Annotated in this window: 15 protein-coding genes and 1 pseudogene; 13 read left to right on the top strand and 3 right to left on the bottom strand. The window is 70.9% G+C overall.

Going from position 1 to position 17,389, the window contains the following annotated elements; genetic code table 11:
• Positions 1-258: 258 nt before the first annotated feature.
• Positions 259-642 carry a DUF485 domain-containing protein gene (locus AC4D16_RS11650; RefSeq protein ID WP_490955110.1) on the top strand — a complete coding sequence of 128 codons (384 nt, stop codon included), beginning with the start codon at positions 259-261 and terminating at the stop codon, positions 640-642.
• Complete coding sequence (locus AC4D16_RS11655; protein ID WP_490950724.1) at positions 639-2,276, top strand: solute symporter family protein; 1,638 nt, start codon at positions 639-641, stop codon at positions 2,274-2,276. The genes AC4D16_RS11650 and AC4D16_RS11655 overlap by 4 nt, the downstream gene beginning before the upstream one ends.
• 96 nt (positions 2,277-2,372) lie before the next feature.
• On the opposite strand, the gene AC4D16_RS11660 is transcribed toward AC4D16_RS11655, so the two are convergent.
• Positions 2,373-2,855 carry an Lrp/AsnC family transcriptional regulator gene (locus tag AC4D16_RS11660; RefSeq protein ID WP_490955111.1) on the bottom strand — a complete coding sequence of 161 codons (483 nt, stop codon included), beginning with the start codon at positions 2,853-2,855 and terminating at the stop codon, positions 2,373-2,375.
• A 186-nt stretch (positions 2,856-3,041) separates the two neighbouring features.
• On the opposite strand from AC4D16_RS11660, the gene pdhA reads away from it, so the two are divergent.
• From pdhA to AC4D16_RS11675, 3 genes are read left to right on the top strand one after another with little or no spacing between them, the layout of a single operon-like run.
• Entirely contained in the window at positions 3,042-4,274 is a 1,233-nt protein-coding gene (gene pdhA / locus AC4D16_RS11665; RefSeq protein WP_490955112.1) for a pyruvate dehydrogenase (acetyl-transferring) E1 component subunit alpha, read from the top strand.
• Positions 4,274-5,302, top strand: coding sequence for an alpha-ketoacid dehydrogenase subunit beta (locus tag AC4D16_RS11670; RefSeq protein ID WP_490955113.1), 1,029 nt, complete (start codon positions 4,274-4,276; stop codon positions 5,300-5,302). The genes pdhA and AC4D16_RS11670 overlap by 1 nt, the downstream gene beginning before the upstream one ends.
• Positions 5,299-6,855 (top strand): dihydrolipoamide acetyltransferase family protein, encoded by a 1,557-nt coding sequence (locus AC4D16_RS11675; protein ID WP_490955114.1) that lies wholly within the window; start codon positions 5,299-5,301, stop codon positions 6,853-6,855. The genes AC4D16_RS11670 and AC4D16_RS11675 overlap by 4 nt, the downstream gene beginning before the upstream one ends.
• Before the next feature lie 98 nt (positions 6,856-6,953).
• On the opposite strand, the gene AC4D16_RS11680 is transcribed toward AC4D16_RS11675, so the two are convergent.
• Together AC4D16_RS11680 and AC4D16_RS11685 are read right to left on the bottom strand one after the other, a co-directional pair.
• On the bottom strand, positions 6,954-7,421 hold the full coding sequence (locus AC4D16_RS11680) for a GNAT family N-acetyltransferase (protein ID WP_490950730.1): 468 nt from the start codon (positions 7,419-7,421) through the stop codon (positions 6,954-6,956).
• Between the two features lie 68 nt (positions 7,422-7,489).
• Complete coding sequence (locus tag AC4D16_RS11685; RefSeq protein ID WP_490950731.1) at positions 7,490-8,143, bottom strand: TetR/AcrR family transcriptional regulator; 654 nt, start codon at positions 8,141-8,143, stop codon at positions 7,490-7,492.
• 120 nt (positions 8,144-8,263) lie between these two features.
• Between AC4D16_RS11685 and AC4D16_RS11690 the strand changes: the two genes are divergently transcribed.
• The 8 genes and pseudogenes from AC4D16_RS11690 to dxr form a co-directional block, all read left to right on the top strand.
• Positions 8,264-9,883, top strand: coding sequence for a carboxyl transferase domain-containing protein (locus AC4D16_RS11690; protein ID WP_490955115.1), 1,620 nt, complete (start codon positions 8,264-8,266; stop codon positions 9,881-9,883).
• Between the two features lie 4 nt (positions 9,884-9,887).
• Positions 9,888-11,999, top strand: a complete 2,112-nt coding sequence (locus AC4D16_RS11695) for an acetyl/propionyl/methylcrotonyl-CoA carboxylase subunit alpha (protein ID WP_490955116.1) — start codon at positions 9,888-9,890, stop codon at positions 11,997-11,999.
• On the top strand, positions 11,996-13,177 hold the full coding sequence (locus AC4D16_RS11700) for an acyl-CoA dehydrogenase family protein (protein ID WP_490955117.1): 1,182 nt from the start codon (positions 11,996-11,998) through the stop codon (positions 13,175-13,177). Before AC4D16_RS11695 ends, AC4D16_RS11700 begins: the two co-directional genes overlap by 4 nt.
• A 45-nt stretch (positions 13,178-13,222) precedes the next feature.
• Positions 13,223-14,020 (top strand): CoA transferase subunit A, encoded by a 798-nt coding sequence (locus AC4D16_RS11705; RefSeq protein WP_490955118.1) that lies wholly within the window; start codon positions 13,223-13,225, stop codon positions 14,018-14,020.
• A 2-nt stretch (positions 14,021-14,022) separates the two neighbouring features.
• A complete protein-coding gene (locus tag AC4D16_RS11710) occupies positions 14,023-14,673 on the top strand; it encodes a CoA transferase subunit B (protein WP_490950736.1) in 651 nt (216 codons plus the stop codon).
• Positions 14,674-14,693: 20 nt separating this feature from the next.
• Positions 14,694-15,236, top strand: coding sequence for a MaoC family dehydratase (locus AC4D16_RS11715; RefSeq protein ID WP_490955198.1), 543 nt, complete (start codon positions 14,694-14,696; stop codon positions 15,234-15,236).
• On the top strand, positions 15,233-16,054 hold the full coding sequence (locus AC4D16_RS11720) for an HpcH/HpaI aldolase/citrate lyase family protein (RefSeq protein WP_490955119.1): 822 nt from the start codon (positions 15,233-15,235) through the stop codon (positions 16,052-16,054). Before AC4D16_RS11715 ends, AC4D16_RS11720 begins: the two co-directional genes overlap by 4 nt.
• 43 nt (positions 16,055-16,097) lie before the next feature.
• Positions 16,098-17,312 (top strand): annotated as a pseudogene (dxr, locus tag AC4D16_RS11725) (1-deoxy-D-xylulose-5-phosphate reductoisomerase); the annotation flags it as partial.
• Positions 17,313-17,389: the final 77 nt, after the last annotated feature.

Here is a 17,389-nt window from a genome sequence, read left to right on the forward strand (position 1 = left end):
GTGGGGGCCGGAGCCGAACCCTCCGGACGACGCCGCGCCTCGCCGCAGCGGGCCACCCGGGCGTCGCCGGCGCAGCAGGAGCCGGCCACGTGCGACCGTTCACCGCACCTCGCCGCTCGTTCACCGACGCGCCCGCGCGTGCTTCTGGTGGGCGCCGTCGTCGTCGCGCAGAGTGATGGCAGTCACACCGCCGTGCCTCCCTGTGCGGCGATGCCGCCGTCGTCGCGGCCCCGTGACCACCGAGACAGAGGAGAAACAATGGGTTCGCACCCGGTCGAGCCGTCCAGCGGCTCCGGTGCTGCCGTCGACTTCACGGAAGTCCAGCAGACCGAGCAGTTCAAGGAACTGCGCAAGCGCCACCGCAGCTTCGTCTTCCCCATGGCAGTGTTCTTCCTGCTCTGGTACTTCGCCTACGTGCTCCTGGCCGACTACGCCCACGAGTTCATGGCGACGCCCGTGTTCGGCAACATCAACATCGGCATCATCCTCGGACTGCTGCAGTTCGTCAGCACCTTCGCGATCACCATGTGGTACGTGAGCTACGCGAACAAGCGGCTCGACCCGATCGCCGCGAGCCTCAGGCACGAGCTCGAGGAAGCGGCCCCCGATGTGTTCGTCGACCCGGCAGGTGGAAAGAAATGATCGGCATCACCCAGGGCGCCGTGCGCGTCCCGTCCCAGACGGCGGAGGTCACGACGGTCGGCTCGCCCGTCCTCAACATCGCCATCTTCGGCATCTTCGTGGCCATCACCCTCGTGATCGTGCTGCGGGCCAGCCGCAACAACAAGACGGCAGCCGACTACTACGCGGCCGGCCGCTCCTTCACGGGAGGCCAGAACGGCACGGCCATCGCGGGTGACTACCTCTCTGCGGCGTCCTTCCTCGGGATCGTGGGCGCCATCGCCATCAACGGGTACGACGGCTTCCTGTACTCCATCGGGTTCCTCGTCGCCTGGCTCGTGGCGCTGCTGCTCGTCGCGGAACTGCTGCGCAACACCGGCAAGTTCACCATGGCGGACGTGCTGTCCTTCCGCCTGAAGCAGCGACCGGTCCGCATCGCCGCGGCGATCACCACCCTGGCCGTGTGCTTCTTCTACCTGCTCGCTCAGATGGCCGGCGCCGGTGGCCTCGTGTCCCTGCTGCTGGGCATCAATGACCGCGTGGGGCAGTCCGTCGTCATCACCGTGGTGGGCGTGCTCATGATCATGTACGTGCTGATCGGCGGCATGAAGGGCACCACCTGGGTGCAGATCATCAAGGCCGTGCTGCTCATCGCGGGCGCATTCATCATGACGGTCTGGGTGCTCGCCAAGCACGGCTTCAACTTCTCGACGCTGCTCGGTGCGGCGATCGAGACCAGTGGCAACGCCGCGATCACGAGCCCGGGTCTGCAGTACGGCCTCAGCGCCATCACCCGCCTGGACTTCCTCTCGCTGGCGCTCGCCCTCGTGCTGGGAACCGCCGCCCTGCCGCACGTCCTCATGCGCTTCTACACCGTCCCGACGGCGAAGGAGGCCCGCCGCTCGGTGGTCTGGGCCATCTGGCTCATCGGTGCGTTCTACCTTTTCACCCTCGTGCTCGGCTACGGCGCCAGCGCACTAATCGGCCGGGACCGCATCCTCGCGGCTCCGGGCGGCGTCAACTCGGCGGCTCCGCTGCTGGCCTTCGAGCTCGGCGGCTCGGTGCTGCTCGGTCTCATCTCGGCCGTCGCGTTCGCCACCATCCTCGCGGTGGTCGCGGGCCTCACCATCACGGCCGCGGCGTCCTTCGCGCACGACATCTACGCCAGCGTGATCCGCAAGGACCGCGTGGACCCGGACGGCGAGGTCAAGGTGGCCCGCCGCACGGTGGTCGTCATCGGGCTGCTCTCGATCCTCGGCGGCATCGGCGCCCAGGGCCAGAACGTCGCGTTCCTCGTGGCGCTCGCCTTCGCGGTCGCGGCCAGCGCCAACCTGCCGACCATCCTCTACTCGCTGTTCTGGAGGAAGTTCAACACGCAGGGCGCCATCTGGAGCATGTACGGCGGCCTCGGCTCGGCGATCCTCCTCATCGCCCTCTCGCCCGTGGTCTCGGGCGGCGAGCGCTCCATGATCCCCACCGCGGACTTCTCCCTGTTCCCGCTGAGCAACCCGGGCATCGTCTCGATCCCGCTGGCCTTCTTCCTGGGCTGGCTCGGAACGGTGCTCTCGAAGACCACGGAGGACCCGATGAAGCAGGCCGAGATGGAGGTGCGGTCCCTCACGGGCGTCGGAGCCGAGAAGGCCACCGATCACTGATCCCAGCCTGTACCACGCCGTCTGACGGCTACTGACACGACGACGGCCACACCCCGCACGGGGTGTGGCCGTCGTCGTCGTGGGCGTGGCCGGTGATCACGCGGTGGTGCGCGGACCCCTGGCGAGCAGCGGCTCCACCCGGAAGGGGATGAGCTCGCCCATGGCCAGCGAGGTGTCGCAGCGCTCCACGCCGTCGCAGCTGAGGATCTTGCCGTTGATGCGGAAGAGGTCCTCGGCATCCACCGCGACCACACGCACCAGGATGTCCGCCTGCCCCGTGAGCCCGAACGCCTCGATCACCTCCGGCACGGCTGCGATGCTCTCGGTGATGGCGGCCAGCTTCTGCTGCTGCACGTGGACGTGGATGAACGCGGTGAGCGGATAGCCGAGCGCCGCGGTGCTCACGCGGCGCTCGAAGGAGAGGAAGACGCCCTTCTTCTCGAGCTGCGCCATCCTCGCCTGCACGGTGTTGCGCGAGAGTCCGAGCTTCTGGGCCAGGGCCACGACGGTGCGTCGGGGATCCTTCGCCATCGCCTGCAGCAGGCGGGTGTCCGTGAGGTCGAGGTCAGGGGAGCGCATACTGCGCAACGCTAACACGGGCAGTCGCGGCCTGATCGAGCAGGATGCTCAGTGCGGGACGAAACGGTTGTGCGACCTGCGCGCTGTGAGTAGGGTCACAGTCACTCCGGGTGATGGCGCCTGGACGTTCACGCAGGCGCTCGACGGGCCCGTGGACACGCGTCTGCCAGTGCGGAGGAACGTGCGATGAACCAGGACGAGGCCCTTTCCGATCCGGTGGAGGCCGGTGGCCCGGCGGCCCGCGGGAGCGGACCCTTCGACTCCCCGCCCGCGGCGACCGACACCCGGAGCTCGTCCGGGACGGCACGGCCCGGGCCCCAGCATCCTGGCGCGGACGACCTCGTCCAGCTCATCGACGAGCACGGGGTGCGCCACCCTCACGCGCACTACGACCGCTTCGTGGACGACGTCGACGGGCCGGCGATCCAGGCCCTGTACGAGGACCTCGTGGCGGTGCGCCGCATCGACGCCGAGGCGACGGCCCTGCAGCGGCAGGGCGAGCTCGCGCTGTGGCCACCGCTCCTGGGCCAGGAGGCCGCCCAGATCGGTTCCGGCCGCGCGCTCCGCCCGGACGACTTCGTGTTCTCCAGCTACCGCGAGAACGCCGTCGCCTACTGCCGCGGCGTGGACCTCACGGACATGCTCCGGGTGTGGCGCGGCAATGCCTCCTCGGGCTGGGATCCCTACACCGTCAACATGGCGACCCCCCAGGTGATCATCGGCGCGCAGACCCTCCACGCCACGGGCTACGCCATGGGGATCCTGACCGACGGCGCGGACTCGGTGGCCGTCAGCTACTTCGGTGACGGGGCAACCAGCCAGGGCGACGTCAACGAGGCCATGGTCTTCGCCGCCAGCTACCAGGCGCCGGTCATCTTCTTCTGCCAGAACAACCACTGGGCCATCTCCGAGCCCGTGGGTCTCCAGGCGCATGTCCCGATCGCCCGCCGGGCGCCGGGCTTCGGCATCCCGTCGGTCCGCGTGGACGGCAACGACGTCCTCGCGTGCCTCGCCGTGACGCGCGAGGCGCTCGACCGGGCACGGTCCGGCGGTGGGCCCACCTTCATCGAGGCCGTCACCTACCGCATGGGTCCGCACACCACGGCGGACGATCCCACGCGCTACAGGGACGCGAACGAGCTGGAGGACTGGGCGGCCCGCGACCCCCTGGCGCGCGTCGCGGCCCTGCTGGACTCGCTCGGCCTGCTCGGGGCCGACTACACGGACTCCGTGAAGGCGAAGGCCGACGCCGTCGCCGCCGAGCTGCGGGAGGGCTGCCTCACCATGGCCGAACCCGCGCCGTCCGATGTCTTCCGGCACGTGTACAGCGAGCCGAACTCCTGGCTGGACCGCCAGCAGGACCACTACCAGCGTTACCTCGCCTCCTTCGGGCAGGCGTCCCAGGAAGGAACCCACTGATGCCGACGATGACCTTCGGCCGCGCGATCAACGCCGGCCTGCGGCGTGCCATGGACACCGACCCGAAGGTGATCCTGATGGGTGAGGACATCGGGAAGCTCGGTGGGGTCTTCCGGATCACGGACGGCCTGCAGAAGGACTTCGGGCAGCACCGGGTCCTGGACAGCCCCCTCGCCGAGGCCGGCATCATGGGCACCGCGGTGGGCATGGCCTACCGCGGGTACCGGCCCGTGGTCGAGATCCAGTTCGACGGCTTCATCTACCCGGCGTTCGACCAGATCGTCTGCCAGGTCGCGAAGCTGCACTACCGCACGCAGGGCGCCGTGACGATGCCGATCACCATCCGCGTGCCGTTCGGCGGCGGCATCGGTTCGCCCGAGCACCATTCCGAGTCGCCCGAGGCGTACTTCACCCACACCTCCGGCCTCCGGGTGGTCAGCGTCTCCGACCCCCAGGACGCCTACACGATGATCCAGCAGGCCATCGCCTGCGACGACCCCGTGCTGTACTTCGAGCCCAAGCGCCGCTACCACATCAAGGGCGAGGTGGACGAGTCGGTGGACCCGTCGTCGTCGGACATGGGTGCGGCACGCGTGGTGACGGAGGGGACCGACGTCACGCTCGTGACCTACGGACCGCTCGTCCCGACCGCTCGCGACGCCGCGATCGCCGCGTCCGACGACGGCGTCTCGATCGAGGTCATCGACCTCAGGTCCCTGGCCCCCATCGACTTCGCGACCATCGAGGCGTCCGTCCGGAAGACCGGCAGGCTCGTGGTCACGCACGAGGCGGCGCAGTCGGGAGGCCTCGGCGCGGAGATCGCGGCGAGCATCACCGAACGCTGCTTCGACCACCTGGAGCACGCGCCCGTGCGCGTCACCGGCTTCGACATCCCGTACCCGTACTCCAAGCTCGAGTTCCACCACCTCCCGGACCTCGACAGGATCCTCGACGGCGTGGACCGCGCGCTCCGCCGCCCCAACTCGCTCAGCGGTCTCGACCGCCTCCCCGAAGGAGCGGCACAGTGACGGCTCCCGCCGAAACCCGCAGCACGACGACGGTGCGCGAGTTCCGCCTGCCCGACCTCGGGGAGGGACTGACGGAATCCGAGATCGTCCAGTGGCACGTCGCCGAGGGTGACCGGGTGGAGCTGAACCAGATCATCGCCGACGTCGAGACAGCCAAGGCCGTCGTCGAGCTCCCCTCGCCGTACGCCGGGACCGTGGTGCGGCTCCACGAGGCAGCCGGTACCGTCGTCGACGTCGGGGCGCCGATCGTCTCCTTCGAGGTGCCGGGGGAGCCGGGCGCCACGGGCCGTGTTCCGTCGTCGAGCCCGTCGTCGAGCCCGTCCGCTACCGCCGACATGCGTGGGGCGGACGCCGCTCCGGCCCGCCGCGAGCCGAACCTGGTGGGCTACGGTGCCGCTGTCGAGAAGGGCGGGCGTCCGCAGCGCAGGAGCAGGACGCTGCCGCAGCCAGCACCCGCCGCAGCGCCGCACGACGGTGCGGGCGCCGTCCCTGCCACCGAGCCCGCACCGGAGCGCCAAGCGCGCGTCACCGCGGCCGCCGTCCCGGCTCACGCGGTGTCCCTGAGCGAACCCTCCTCGCACACGTCAGCGACGCGCATCACCGAGCGGCCGCGGTCCACCCCGCCGGTCCGCAAGCTCGCGCGTGACCTCGGCATCCCGCTGGAAGGGCTCACGGGGACGGGACCGCAGGCCCTGATCACCCGCGCCGACGTCCTCGCTGCCCTCGCGGGTTCCTCGGGCGGGGCAGCCGCGCCGTCCGTCCTCGACGACGCGTCCGCGGGCGCTCAGGGCGCGACCGTCGGTGTCCCTGCGAGCGCGGCAGCCGCATCGCCGGCCGGTCGGGCGACGCCGGGCGCCGCCACCCGCATCCCGATCAAGGGGATGCGCAAGCACACCGCCGCCGCGATGGTGGCCAGCGCGTTCACGGCCCCGCACGTCACCGAGTTCCTCACCATCGACGTCACGCCGACCATGGACCTGCTCGCGGAGCTGAAGGCGGGGCGCGCGTTCGAGGGCACGAAGGTCACGCCGCTGACCATCGTGGCGAAGGCCGTGTGCATCGCGGTGGGGCGCAACCCCTCGCTCAACGCCTCGTGGGACGAGCAGGCCCAGGAGATCGTGCAGTACGAGGACGTGAACCTCGGGATCGCCGCGGCGACACCCCGCGGTCTGCTCGTCCCCACCATCAAGGCTGCGCAGACCCTGCCGCTCGTGGAGCTCGCCCGCGCACTCGGCGCGCTGACGGAGACCGCGCGCGCCGGGAGGACCACACCGGCGGATCTAACGGGCGGCACCATCTCCATCACGAACATCGGGGTCTTCGGAATCGACGCCGGCACGCCGATCCTGAACCCGGGCGAGGCGGCCATCCTCGCCATGGGTGCCGTCCGGCGCATGCCGTGGGAGTACCGCGGGGAGATCGCACTCCGTTCGGTGATGACGCTGAGCCTGTCCTTCGACCACCGGCTGGTGGACGGCGAGCAGGGCTCACGCTTCCTCGCCGACGTCGGCACCATCCTGCGGAACCCGGCCATGGTCCTGACCATGGTCTGAGTCGTCCCAGCCGACCGGTTCACGCACAGGAGCCCCGCACCACAGCCGTGGTGCGGGGCTCCTGTCGTGTGCCGGATGCGCCGCCCGGAGAGCGGGCGTCAGACCAGTTCGAGGATGAGCTCGCGGACCACGGCTCCGCGGGCGGGTGCGAAGCCCTGTGTCTCGCCGACCTGGCGGAAGCCCCAGCGCTCGAGGATACGGATGGAGCTCGCGTTGTCGGCCACCGCACGCGCCCTGAGCGGCCGCTCGGTGACCTCGTTCAGGAACTGCCCGACGGCCGCCGTGGTGATGCCCTGGCCCCAGCGGGACCTGTCGATCCAGTAGCTGATCTCCGGCGTGGCCTCGTGGTGGTAGGCGAGGATGCTCCCCACCACCTCGCCGTCGGAGAGGATGGTGCGCACGGTGATCTTGCCGTCGTTCAGGATGTCCTGCCAGTGGTGGTCGAACACCCCGCGGTCCGAGGGGTTCTTGGCGCCGAAGGCGGCCATGTGGTTGGCGCTCGGGTCCAGCTGGTGGGTGAAGAACTCGTCGACATCGGCGGCTTCCACGGGACGTAGCGTGATCACAGCGTCACTTTCAGTAGGCGGTGGGCCGGCTCGTGCGGCGCGGCCCGGGAATCTCGTGCTTCAGCGTACTAGGCGGTCCGCGTCCCGTTCACGGCCGGAGCGGCCCCGCCGTCGACCGTCAGTGCAGCCCAGGCCATGTGCTGCAGGAGGTCCTCGAGCAGATCGAGGTCCTCGGGGGTACCCGAGCGGCGGGTGGTGTGGGGCGTGGAGTTGATCAGACCGAACACGGCGTGCACCCGGGAGCGCAGGAGCGAGGTGTCGACGCCGGGGCGGTGCGCGGCGAGCTGCTCGACCCAGACCTCCACGTAGCTGCGCTGCAGGGACCGCACCGTGCGGCCGTCGTCGTCCGTCAGGGACCCGAGGTCACGGTCCTGGACGCGGATCACGTCGGGGTTCCCGAGCGCGAAGCCCACCTGGAACCGGATGAGTCCGCGGAGGGCGTCCGCGGGGGACGGCGCGGCGGCCGCGACGTCCCGGCCACCGCTCAGGAGATCCTCGCTGACGCCCGTCAGCAGGGCGGAGAGGACGGCCGGTTTGCCGGAGAAGTGGCGATACACGGCGGGTCCGCTCACACCGGCCGCCGCGCCGAGGTCCTCGATGGACACACCGTTGTAGCCGCGCTCCGCGAACAGTCGCGCGGCGGCACGGAGCAACGCCGTGCGCCGCGACGCCTTCGCGATGCTGCGGCCGGTCATGCGGTCTTCGGCGGGTGGTGCTTCCATGCAGGTCCTTCGCGTCCGCTGGGAGAGTTCTCCCTCATTCTGATGGACAGGACGGTTAATGACCACTAACCTGATCCCGGTTAGTGTCTGCTAACTGAAGGCCGCTCGAGGAAGAGACCGATGGAGACCCTTGCGTCGAAGGTGGACCCGCTCTCGCCGTCGTTCCTGGCCAATCACGCGGCGCAGACCGCGCTGGTGCAGGAGCTCCGCGAGCGGCTCGCCGCCACCGCCCTGGGCGGCCCCGAGCGGTCCCGTGAGCGCCACGTGGCGCGGGGCAAGCTCCTGCCGCGCGAGCGGATCGACCAGCTGCTCGACGACGGCAGCCCCTTCCTCGAGATCGCCCCGCTCGCGGCCAACGGCATGTACGACGACGAGTGTCCCGGAGCGGGGGCCATCGCCGGGATCGGCCTGGTGCACGGCCGCCACGTCCTGGTGCTCTCCAACGACGCCACCGTCAAGGGCGGCACCTACTACCCCATGACGGTCAAGAAGCACCTCCGTGCGCAGGAGATCGCGCTCGAGAACAACCTGCCCTGCGTCTACTTGGTCGATTCCGGTGGAGCGTTCCTCCCGCGCCAGGACGACGTCTTCCCGGACCGCAACCACTTCGGCCGCATCTTCTTCAACCAGGCCACGATGTCCGCCCGGAAGATCCCTCAGATCGCGGCGGTGATGGGCAGCTGCACCGCGGGCGGGGCCTACGTACCCGCGATGAGCGACGAGACCGTGATCGTCCGGAACCAGGGGACCATCTTCCTCGGCGGGCCGCCGCTCGTGAAGGCCGCCATCGGCGAGGTCGTGACGGCCGAGGAGCTCGGCGGCGGTGACGTGCACTCGCGCATCTCGGGCGTCACGGACCACCTCGCCGAGAACGACCAGCACGCGCTGGAGATCGTCCGCGACATCATCGCCACCCTCCCGCCGCCCTCGGCACCTGCCTCCTTCGCGCCGCCGGTCGACGCGGAGGTCCTCGAGCCCGCCGTGCCGGAGGACGAGCTCTACGGGGCCGTCCCGACGGACGTCAACGCGTCCTACGACGCCCGCGAGATCATCGCGCGGATCGTGGACGGCTCGCACTTCCACGAGTTCAAGTGCGAGTACGGCACCACCCTCGTGACCGGCTTCGCGACCATCCACGGCCACCGCGTCGGCATCGTCGCCAACAACGGCGTGCTGTTCAGCGAGTCCGCGCTCAAGGGGGCGCACTTCATCGAGCTCTGCGACCAGCGCGGGGTGCCCCTCGTGTTCCTGCAGAACCTCTCCGGCTTCATGGTGGGCAAGGACTACGAGGCCGGCGGCATCGCGAAGAACGGGGCCAAGATGGTCACCGCCGTCGCCACCGCCCGTGTCCCGAAACTGACCGTCGTCGTCGGGGGGTCCTTCGGCGCGGGGAACTACTCGATGTGCGGCCGGGCGTTCTCGCCGCGCTTCCTGTGGATGTGGCCCGCCGGCCGCATCTCGGTGATGGGTGGCAACCAGGCCTCGAGCGTCCTCGCCACCGTCAAGCGCGACCAGCTCGAGGCCCGCGGCGAGGAATGGGCGCCCGAGGACGAGGAGTCCTTCAAGCAGCCCATCCGCGACCAGTACGAGGCGCAGGGCAACCCCTACTACTCGACGGCGCGCCTCTGGGACGACGGCGTGATCGATCCCGCGGACACGAGGACCGTCCTGGGCCTCGCCCTCGACGTGTGCGCCAACGCGCCGCTGCCCGAGACCTCCTTCGGCCTCTTCAGGATGTGACCCGATGACCCCTCCAGCTCCGGCCGGTCCCTGGCCCTTCGACACCGTGCTCGTCGCGAACCGCGGCGAGATCGCCTGCCGCGTCATCCGTTCCGTACGGGCCCTCGGGCTGCGTTCGGTCGCGGTGTACAGCGACGCCGACGCCGGTGCCCGGCACGTGCTCGAGGCCGACGTCGCCGTCCGCATCGGTGAGGCGGCACCGACGTCCAGCTACCTCTCCATTCCCGCCGTGCTCGACGCCTGCCGCCGCACCGGCGCTGGTGCGGTGCATCCCGGCTACGGCTTCCTCAGCGAGAACGCGGCCTTCGCCGAGGCGCTGCGCGAGGCGGGGATCGTCTTCATCGGTCCGAGCGTGCACGCCCTCGACGTCATGGGCGACAAGATCCGCTCGAAGAACCACGTCGCCGGGTTCGGGGTGCCGGTGGTCCCGGGCATCGCCGAGCCGGGACTCACGGATGAGGCCCTCATCAGGGCCTCGACGGACGTCGGCTTCCCCCTGCTCATCAAGCCGTCCGCGGGTGGCGGGGGCAAGGGCATGCACGCCGTCCACCGCCCGGAGGACCTCCCGGAGGTCCTCGCGACGGCGCGCCGCGTCGCCGCGCGCGCCTTCGGTGACGACACCCTGTTCCTGGAGCGGCTCGTCGAGCGTCCGCGCCACATCGAGGTGCAGGTCCTCGCGGACGGGCACGGCACGGTCATCCACCTCGGGGAGCGCGAGTGCTCCCTCCAGCGCCGCCACCAGAAGGTCATCGAGGAGGCGCCGTCGGCCCTGCTCGACGACGCCACGCGGCGCCGCATCGGCGAGGCCGCCTGTCACGCCGCCCGGAGCGTCGACTACACCTGCGCCGGGACGGTCGAGTTCCTCGTCTCCGACACGGCGCCCGACGAGTTCTTCTTCATGGAGATGAACACGCGCCTGCAGGTGGAGCATCCCGTGACCGAACTCGTGACCGGCGTGGACCTCGTCGAGTGGCAGATCCGGATCGCGGCGGGCGAGCACCTGCAGCTCACGCAGGACGACGTCGTGCTCACCGGGCACGCGGTGGAGGCGCGCGTGTACGCCGAGACGCCGGAGGCGGGATTCCTGCCCTCGACCGGCCGCATCCTCGCGCTGACCGAACCGTCCGGCGAGGGCGTCCGGGTGGACAGCTCGCTGCTGACCGGCGGCACGGTCTCCTCCTCCTACGACCCGATGCTCTCGAAGGTCATCGCCTGGGGGGAGGACCGCGCCCAGGCCCTCGACCGGCTGGACACCGCGCTCGCCGGCACCCGCGTACTCGGCGTCGACACCAACATCGAGTACCTCCGCCTGCTGATCGCCGATGAGGACGTCCGGGCTGCTCGCCTGGACACGACCATGATCGAGCGGAAACTGCCGGGGCTCGCGTTCCGGCACGTGGGGCCGGGTGAGCTCGCGCTCGCGGCCGTCCTCCTCGTCGAGGCCGCCACTCCTGCGGGCGGCCGTCCATGGCAGCGCGGCGACGGCTTCCGCCTCGGGCCCCCGCGGCCGCGGACGGTGGTCCTCGAGCACGCCGGCGGCACCGACACCGTCCGCCTGCTGCGGCGCGGTGCGGCATGGTCCGTGACCGTCGGCGACGCGACCGTCGTCGTGACCACGGGAAGCGCCGGGGCCGCGATCGACGGCGTCCGCGCGGGGCTCACGCACCACGTCGACGGCGACACGGTCTGGATCGGCGACGCCGGCTGGTCGGCCCGCCTGCGCCGGCCCGGGCGCCGCGAACTCCTCGACGCCGTGCTGTCGCGCATCGAGCGCGAGGAGGGCTCGGCCGATCCGCTGGTCCGCAGTCCCATGCCCGGCACTGTCGTCTCCGTCACCGTCGCGGACGGGGCAACCGTGCAGGCGGGCGACGTCCTCGTCACCGTCGAGGCCATGAAGATGGAGCACCAGCTGACCGCGGGCCTCGCCGGCGTCGTCCGCCTGTCCCTCGCGCCGGGCGACCTCGTGAAGGCCCAGCAGGTCGTCGCCACCATCGAAGCCACCGAAGCCACCGAAGCCACCGAAGCCACCGAAGCCACCGACACCGCCGGCGCGGCAGAAGCGCCCGATACCACCGCTACTGAATCACCGAGTCCCACGGAAGGGAACGCAGCATGAACTTCGAACTGAGCGAGGAATACCAGGATCTCGTCGACACCGTGCGCGAGTTCGCGGACGAGGTCGTGGCCCCGGTCTCCGCCACGCACGACGCCGAGCACAGCTTCCCCTACGAGGTGGTCAAGCAGATGGGTGACATGGGCCTGTTCGGCCTGCCGTTCCCCGAGCAGTACGGGGGAATGGGCGGGGACTACTTCGCGCTGTGCCTCGCCCTCGAGCAACTGGCCCGCGTGGACCAGTCCGTCGCGATCACGCTCGAGGCCGGCGTCTCCCTCGGCGCCATGCCGGTGTACCGGTTCGGCACCGAGGAGCAGAAGCAGCAGTGGCTGCCCTCCCTCGCGTCGGGTGCGGCGCTCGGCGGCTTCGGCCTGACCGAGTCCGAAGCCGGATCCGATGCCTCCGGGACCAAGACGACGGCGAAGCTCGAGGCGGGGGCCGACTCTTCAGGAGCGTCGGAGTGGGTCATCAACGGCACCAAGGAGTTCATCACCAACTCCGGCACGGACATCACCTCGCTCGTCACCGTCACCGCGGTCACGGGGACCTCCGAGCGCCCGGACGGGACGGTCAAGAAGGAGATCTCGACCATCCTCGTACCGAGCGACACACCCGGATTCACGGCGGAGAAGGCCTACAACAAGGTGGGCTGGAACGCCTCGGACACGCACCCGCTCACCCTCAAGGACGTCCGTGTCCCCGAGGCGAACCTCCTCGGCGCCCGCGGCCGCGGGTACGCGAACTTCCTGCAGATCCTCGACGAGGGCCGGATCGCCATCGCGGCCCTCGCCACCGGTGCCGCACAGGGGTGCGTGGAGCAGTCCATCAAGTACGCCAACGAACGCTCGGCGTTCGGCAGCACCATCGGCACGTACCAGTCCATCCAGTTCAAGATCGCGCGCATGCAGGTCCGCGCCCACACCGCGCGGCTTGCCTACTACGACGCCGCGGCCCGCATGCTGGCCGGGAAGCCGTTCAAGACGCAGGCGTCCATCGCGAAGCTGGTGGCCGGTGAGGCCGCCATGGACAACGCCCGCGACGCCACGCAGATCTTCGGCGGCTACGGCTTCATCAACGAGTTCGTGGTGTCCAGGCACTACCGTGATTCGAAGATCCTCGAGATCGGTGAGGGGACCACGGAGGTCCAGCTCATGCTCATCGCGAGGGATCTGGGGCTCTAGCACCTGACCGCCGCAGCCCTGCGTGCGGCGACCGAAGGAGAAGCAGTGATCGACAAAGTGGTTGGCAGTGCGGCGGACGCCGTGGCGGACATCCCCGACGGCGCCTCGCTCGCCGTCGGGGGGTTCGGTCTGTGCGGTATCCCGGTGACCCTCATCGACGCGCTGCACGCGCAGGGCACGTCGGAGCTGGAGACCGTCAGCAACAACTGCGGGGTGGACGACTGGGGCCTCGGGATCCTGCTCACGGACCACCGGATCCGCCGGACCATCAGCTCCTACGTGGGCGAGAACAAGGAGTTCGCACGCCAGTACCTCTCGGGTGAGCTCGAGGTGGAGCTGACGCCGCAGGGCACTCTCGCGGAGAAGCTCAGGGCCGGGGGCGCGGGTATCCCCGCCTTCTACACCACGGCGGGGGTGGGCACGCAGGTCAGCGAGGGCGGATTGCCCCGGAAGTACGACGCCGAGGGGAACGTCACCGTCGCCTCGCAGGCGAAGGAGGTGCGCACCTTCGACGGCGTCGACTACGTCCTCGAGGAGTCGCTGCGCCCGGACTACGCGCTCGTGCACGCCTGGAAGGGCGACCGCCACGGCAACCTGGTGTTCAACGCCACCGCCATGAACTTCAACCCGCTGTGCGCCCAGGCCGGCCGGATCACGATCGCCGAGGTGGAGGAGCTCGTGGAGCCCGGCGAGCTCGATCCCGCGCAGATCCACACTCCGGGTATCTTCGTCCAGCGTGTCGTCGTCGCCTCCGGCGTCGAGAAGCGCGTGGAGAAGCGGACCGTCTCGATCGGCGGCAGCCCCGATCCGCGGACCGGCGTCAACGCGCCCGAAGGAGCATGACCATGGCACTCACCCGGAACGAACTCGCCGCTCGCGTGGCACTGGAGCTCGAGAACGGCCAGTACGTGAACCTCGGCATCGGGATGCCCACCCTGATCCCCAACTACATCCCCGAGGGCGTGGAGGTGGTGCTGCACTCCGAGAACGGGATCCTCGGCGTGGGCCCGTACCCGGCGGAGGACGCCGTGGACCCGGACCTCATCAATGCCGGCAAGGAGACCGTCACGGCGAACGCCGGGGCCGCGTACTTCGACTCGGCAGCCTCCTTCGGCATGATCCGGGGCGGTCACGTGGACGTCGCCGTGCTCGGTGCCATGGAGGTCGCGCAGAACGGGGACCTCGCGAACTGGATGGTGCCCGGCAAGATGGTCAAGGGGATGGGCGGCGCCATGGACCTCGTGTTCGGGGCGAAGCGCGTGATCGTGATGATGGAGCACGTGGACCGCGCGGGTCGGCCGAAGATCGTGGAGTCCTGCTCGCTGCCGCTCACGGGCAAGGGGTGCGTGGACAGGATCGTCACGGACCTCGCCGTCATCGACGTGACGGCGGAAGGTCTCGTGCTCCGCGAGACCGCGCCGGGCGTCAGCCCCGAGGACGTCGTCGCCGCCACCGGTGCGCCGCTGCGCGTCGACCTCGGGGGAGCCGTCGCGTGAGTACGGACGCCTCCGGGGGAGTGGACGACGGCGGTGCCGCGGCGGCGTCGACCGCTGCGCCGAGCGCTGCGCCCGCGCGGCGCGTCATCGAGCAGCGCGGCCTGTACCTCGACGAGCTCGAGATCGGGGCCGTCTACGCCCACCGGCCGGGCCGCACGCTGACCGAGGCCGACAACGTCCTGTTCACCACGCTCACCATGAACACGCAGGCTCTCCACCTGGACGCCGCGTGGTCCGCGGAGCAGCCGTTCGGTCAGCGCCTCGTGAACTCGATGCTCACCCTCGCGACCCTCGTGGGCCAGTCCGTGTCCCAGCTGACGCAGGGCACCATCGTGGCGCAGCTCGGGCTCACCGACGTCGTGTTCCCGAAGCCGCTCTTCCACGGCGACACGCTGTACACGGAGACGGAGATCACGGGGGTCCGGGCGTCGTCGTCGCGCCCGGGCCAGGGGATCGCGACCATGACCCACACCGGGCGGAACCAGCACGGCGAGGTGGTCGCGACGGCCACCCGCTCGGTGCTCATGTGGTCCTCGGACGCGGCACCCCAGGAGCGGGCGTGAGCCTCACCCACCTCGGACCGGCCCTGCTCTTCTGCCCCGCCGACCGCCCCGAGCGCTACTCCAAGGCCGCCGAGCGGTCGGACACCGTGATCCTCGACCTCGAGGACGCCGTGGCACCCGCTGGGAAGGACGCCGCACGGCTGGCACTCGGGGCCACCCTGCTGGACCCGGACCGCACCGTCGTCCGGCTGAACGCCGTCGGCACCGACGACTTCGTCCTCGACTGCGACGCTGTCCGCGGCACGCCCTACCGCACCGTCATGCTGGCGAAGACGGAGTCGCCCGAGGACGTCGCCGTCGTCCGGGCGGCGCTCGGCGAGGTGGAGGTGATCGCGCTCTGCGAGACGGCACGCGGAGTGCTCCGGGCCGCGGACATCGCGGCGACGGACGGCGTTCTCGCGCTCATGTGGGGCGCGGAGGACCTCGTGGCATCCCTCGGTGGCACCTCGAGCCGATCGGCCGGCGGCGCCTACCGGGCGGTCGCCGTGCAGGCGCGCTCGCAGGTGCTCCTCGCCGCCGGCGCCGCGGGCGTCGCCGCGATCGACGCCGTGTACGTGGACATCGCGGACACGGCGGGCCTGGCGGAGGAGGCCGACGACGCCGTCGCCTCCGGATTCGGGGCCAAGGCCTGCATCCACCCGGGTCAGGTCGCGGCGGTCCGCGCGGCCTTCGCGCCCGAGGAGACCGAGGTGGTCCGCGCCCGGGCCCTGCTCGCGGCGGCCGAGGACGAGCGCGGCGTCTTCGTGTTCGAGGGACGCATGGTGGACGAGCCGATCCTCCGTCACGCACGCGCCGTCCTCGCGAGGTCCCGCGCCTGACAGCCTGAGCGGGCCGCGCGCCGGTCTGCGGGATACTGGGGCCATGGACGTCAGCAACCTCTCGCGGGCCCACCGGCGCGTGACGATCCTCGGATCCACCGGCTCGATCGGCACGCAGGCCCTCGAGGTCATCGCCGCGGCCCCCGACCGGTTCGGCGTGGCCGGACTGAGCGCCGGCGGACGCAACCTCGAGCTCCTCGCGCAGCAGGCCGTCGCCGTGCGGGCTCCCGCCGTCGGTGTCGCGTCCGCCACGGAGGCCGACCTCGAGCGGGCGATCGCCCGCGCGGCCGACGCCGCGGGCGTGAGCGGCTACGCGCCGCAGCTCTTCGCGGGCGGGAGTGCGGCCGCGCGGGTCGCCGCCTGGCCGGACGCCGACGTCGTCCTGAACGGCATCACGGGGTCCATCGGACTGGAGCCGACCCTCGCCGCGCTGGCCGCCGGGCACCTGCTGGCGCTGGCCAACAAGGAGTCGCTCATCGCCGGGGGAGCCCTCGTCCGGGCGGCGGCGGCTCCGGGCCAGCTCGTGCCGGTCGACTCCGAACACTCGGCGATCGCCCAGGCGCTGCGCGGAGGCACCGCCGACGAGGTGGACCGCCTGGTGCTCACGGCATCGGGTGGGCCGTTCCGCGGCCTGACCCGCGAGCGGCTGCGCCACGTGACCCCGGCGCAGGCCCTCGCGCACCCCACGTGGGACATGGGCCGCGTGATCAGCACGAACTCGGCGTCGATGGTCAACAAGGCCCTCGAGGTGGTGGAGGCCCACCTGCTCTTCGACATCCCCCTCGAGCGGATCGACGTCGTGGTGCACCCGCAGTCCGTCATCCACTCCATGGTGCAGTTCGTCGACGGGTCCACGCTCGCGCAGGCCTCACCGCCGGACATGCGGCTGCCGATCGCCCTCGGGATCGGGTGGCCGTTCAGGGTGCCGGGCTCCGCGCGCCCCTGCGACTGGAGCAGGGCTGCGCAGTGGTCCTTCGAGCCGCTCGACGAGGAGGCGTTCCCGGCGATCGCGCTGGCCAAGCGGGCGGCGTCGGAGGGTGGCACGCGCATGGCGGTGTACAACGCGGCGAACGAGGAAGCGGTCGAGGCCTTCCACAGCGGGGCCATCGGTTTCACGGACATCGTCGACGTGGTGGCCGCCGTGGTCGACGAACAGCGGGTCACGGAGCCGGCCCCGGGCTCGCGCGCGGTGACGCTCGACGAGGTGCTCGGGGCCGAGCGCTGGGCACGGACCCGGGCACGGATCCGTTGTGGCGTGGGGGAGTCCGGACGCGGTGCGGTCGACGCACCGGGTGCGGCGGGTGCTCCATCTACAACCGACGCGCCGTCGGACCC

This window comes from Arthrobacter sp. TJ-236, assembly GCF_058269235.1.

Bases quoted from the DNA above. Each gene is read 5' to 3' on its own strand.
- AC4D16_RS11655 (WP_490950724.1), top strand. From the start codon at position 639: ATGATCGGCATCACCCAGGGCGCCGTGCGCGTCCCGTCCCAGACGGCG.
- AC4D16_RS11660 (WP_490955111.1), bottom strand. From the start codon at position 2,855: ATGCGCTCCCCTGACCTCGACCTCACGGACACCCGCCTGCTGCAGGCG.
- AC4D16_RS11650 (WP_490955110.1), top strand. From the start codon at position 259: ATGGGTTCGCACCCGGTCGAGCCGTCCAGCGGCTCCGGTGCTGCCGTC.
- AC4D16_RS11685 (WP_490950731.1), bottom strand. From the start codon at position 8,143: ATGGAAGCACCACCCGCCGAAGACCGCATGACCGGCCGCAGCATCGCG.
- AC4D16_RS11690 (WP_490955115.1), top strand. From the start codon at position 8,264: ATGGAGACCCTTGCGTCGAAGGTGGACCCGCTCTCGCCGTCGTTCCTG.
- AC4D16_RS11710 (WP_490950736.1), top strand. From the start codon at position 14,023: ATGGCACTCACCCGGAACGAACTCGCCGCTCGCGTGGCACTGGAGCTC.
- pdhA (WP_490955112.1), top strand. From the start codon at position 3,042: ATGAACCAGGACGAGGCCCTTTCCGATCCGGTGGAGGCCGGTGGCCCG.
- AC4D16_RS11670 (WP_490955113.1), top strand. From the start codon at position 4,274: ATGCCGACGATGACCTTCGGCCGCGCGATCAACGCCGGCCTGCGGCGT.
- AC4D16_RS11700 (WP_490955117.1), top strand. From the start codon at position 11,996: ATGAACTTCGAACTGAGCGAGGAATACCAGGATCTCGTCGACACCGTG.
- AC4D16_RS11695 (WP_490955116.1), top strand. From the start codon at position 9,888: ATGACCCCTCCAGCTCCGGCCGGTCCCTGGCCCTTCGACACCGTGCTC.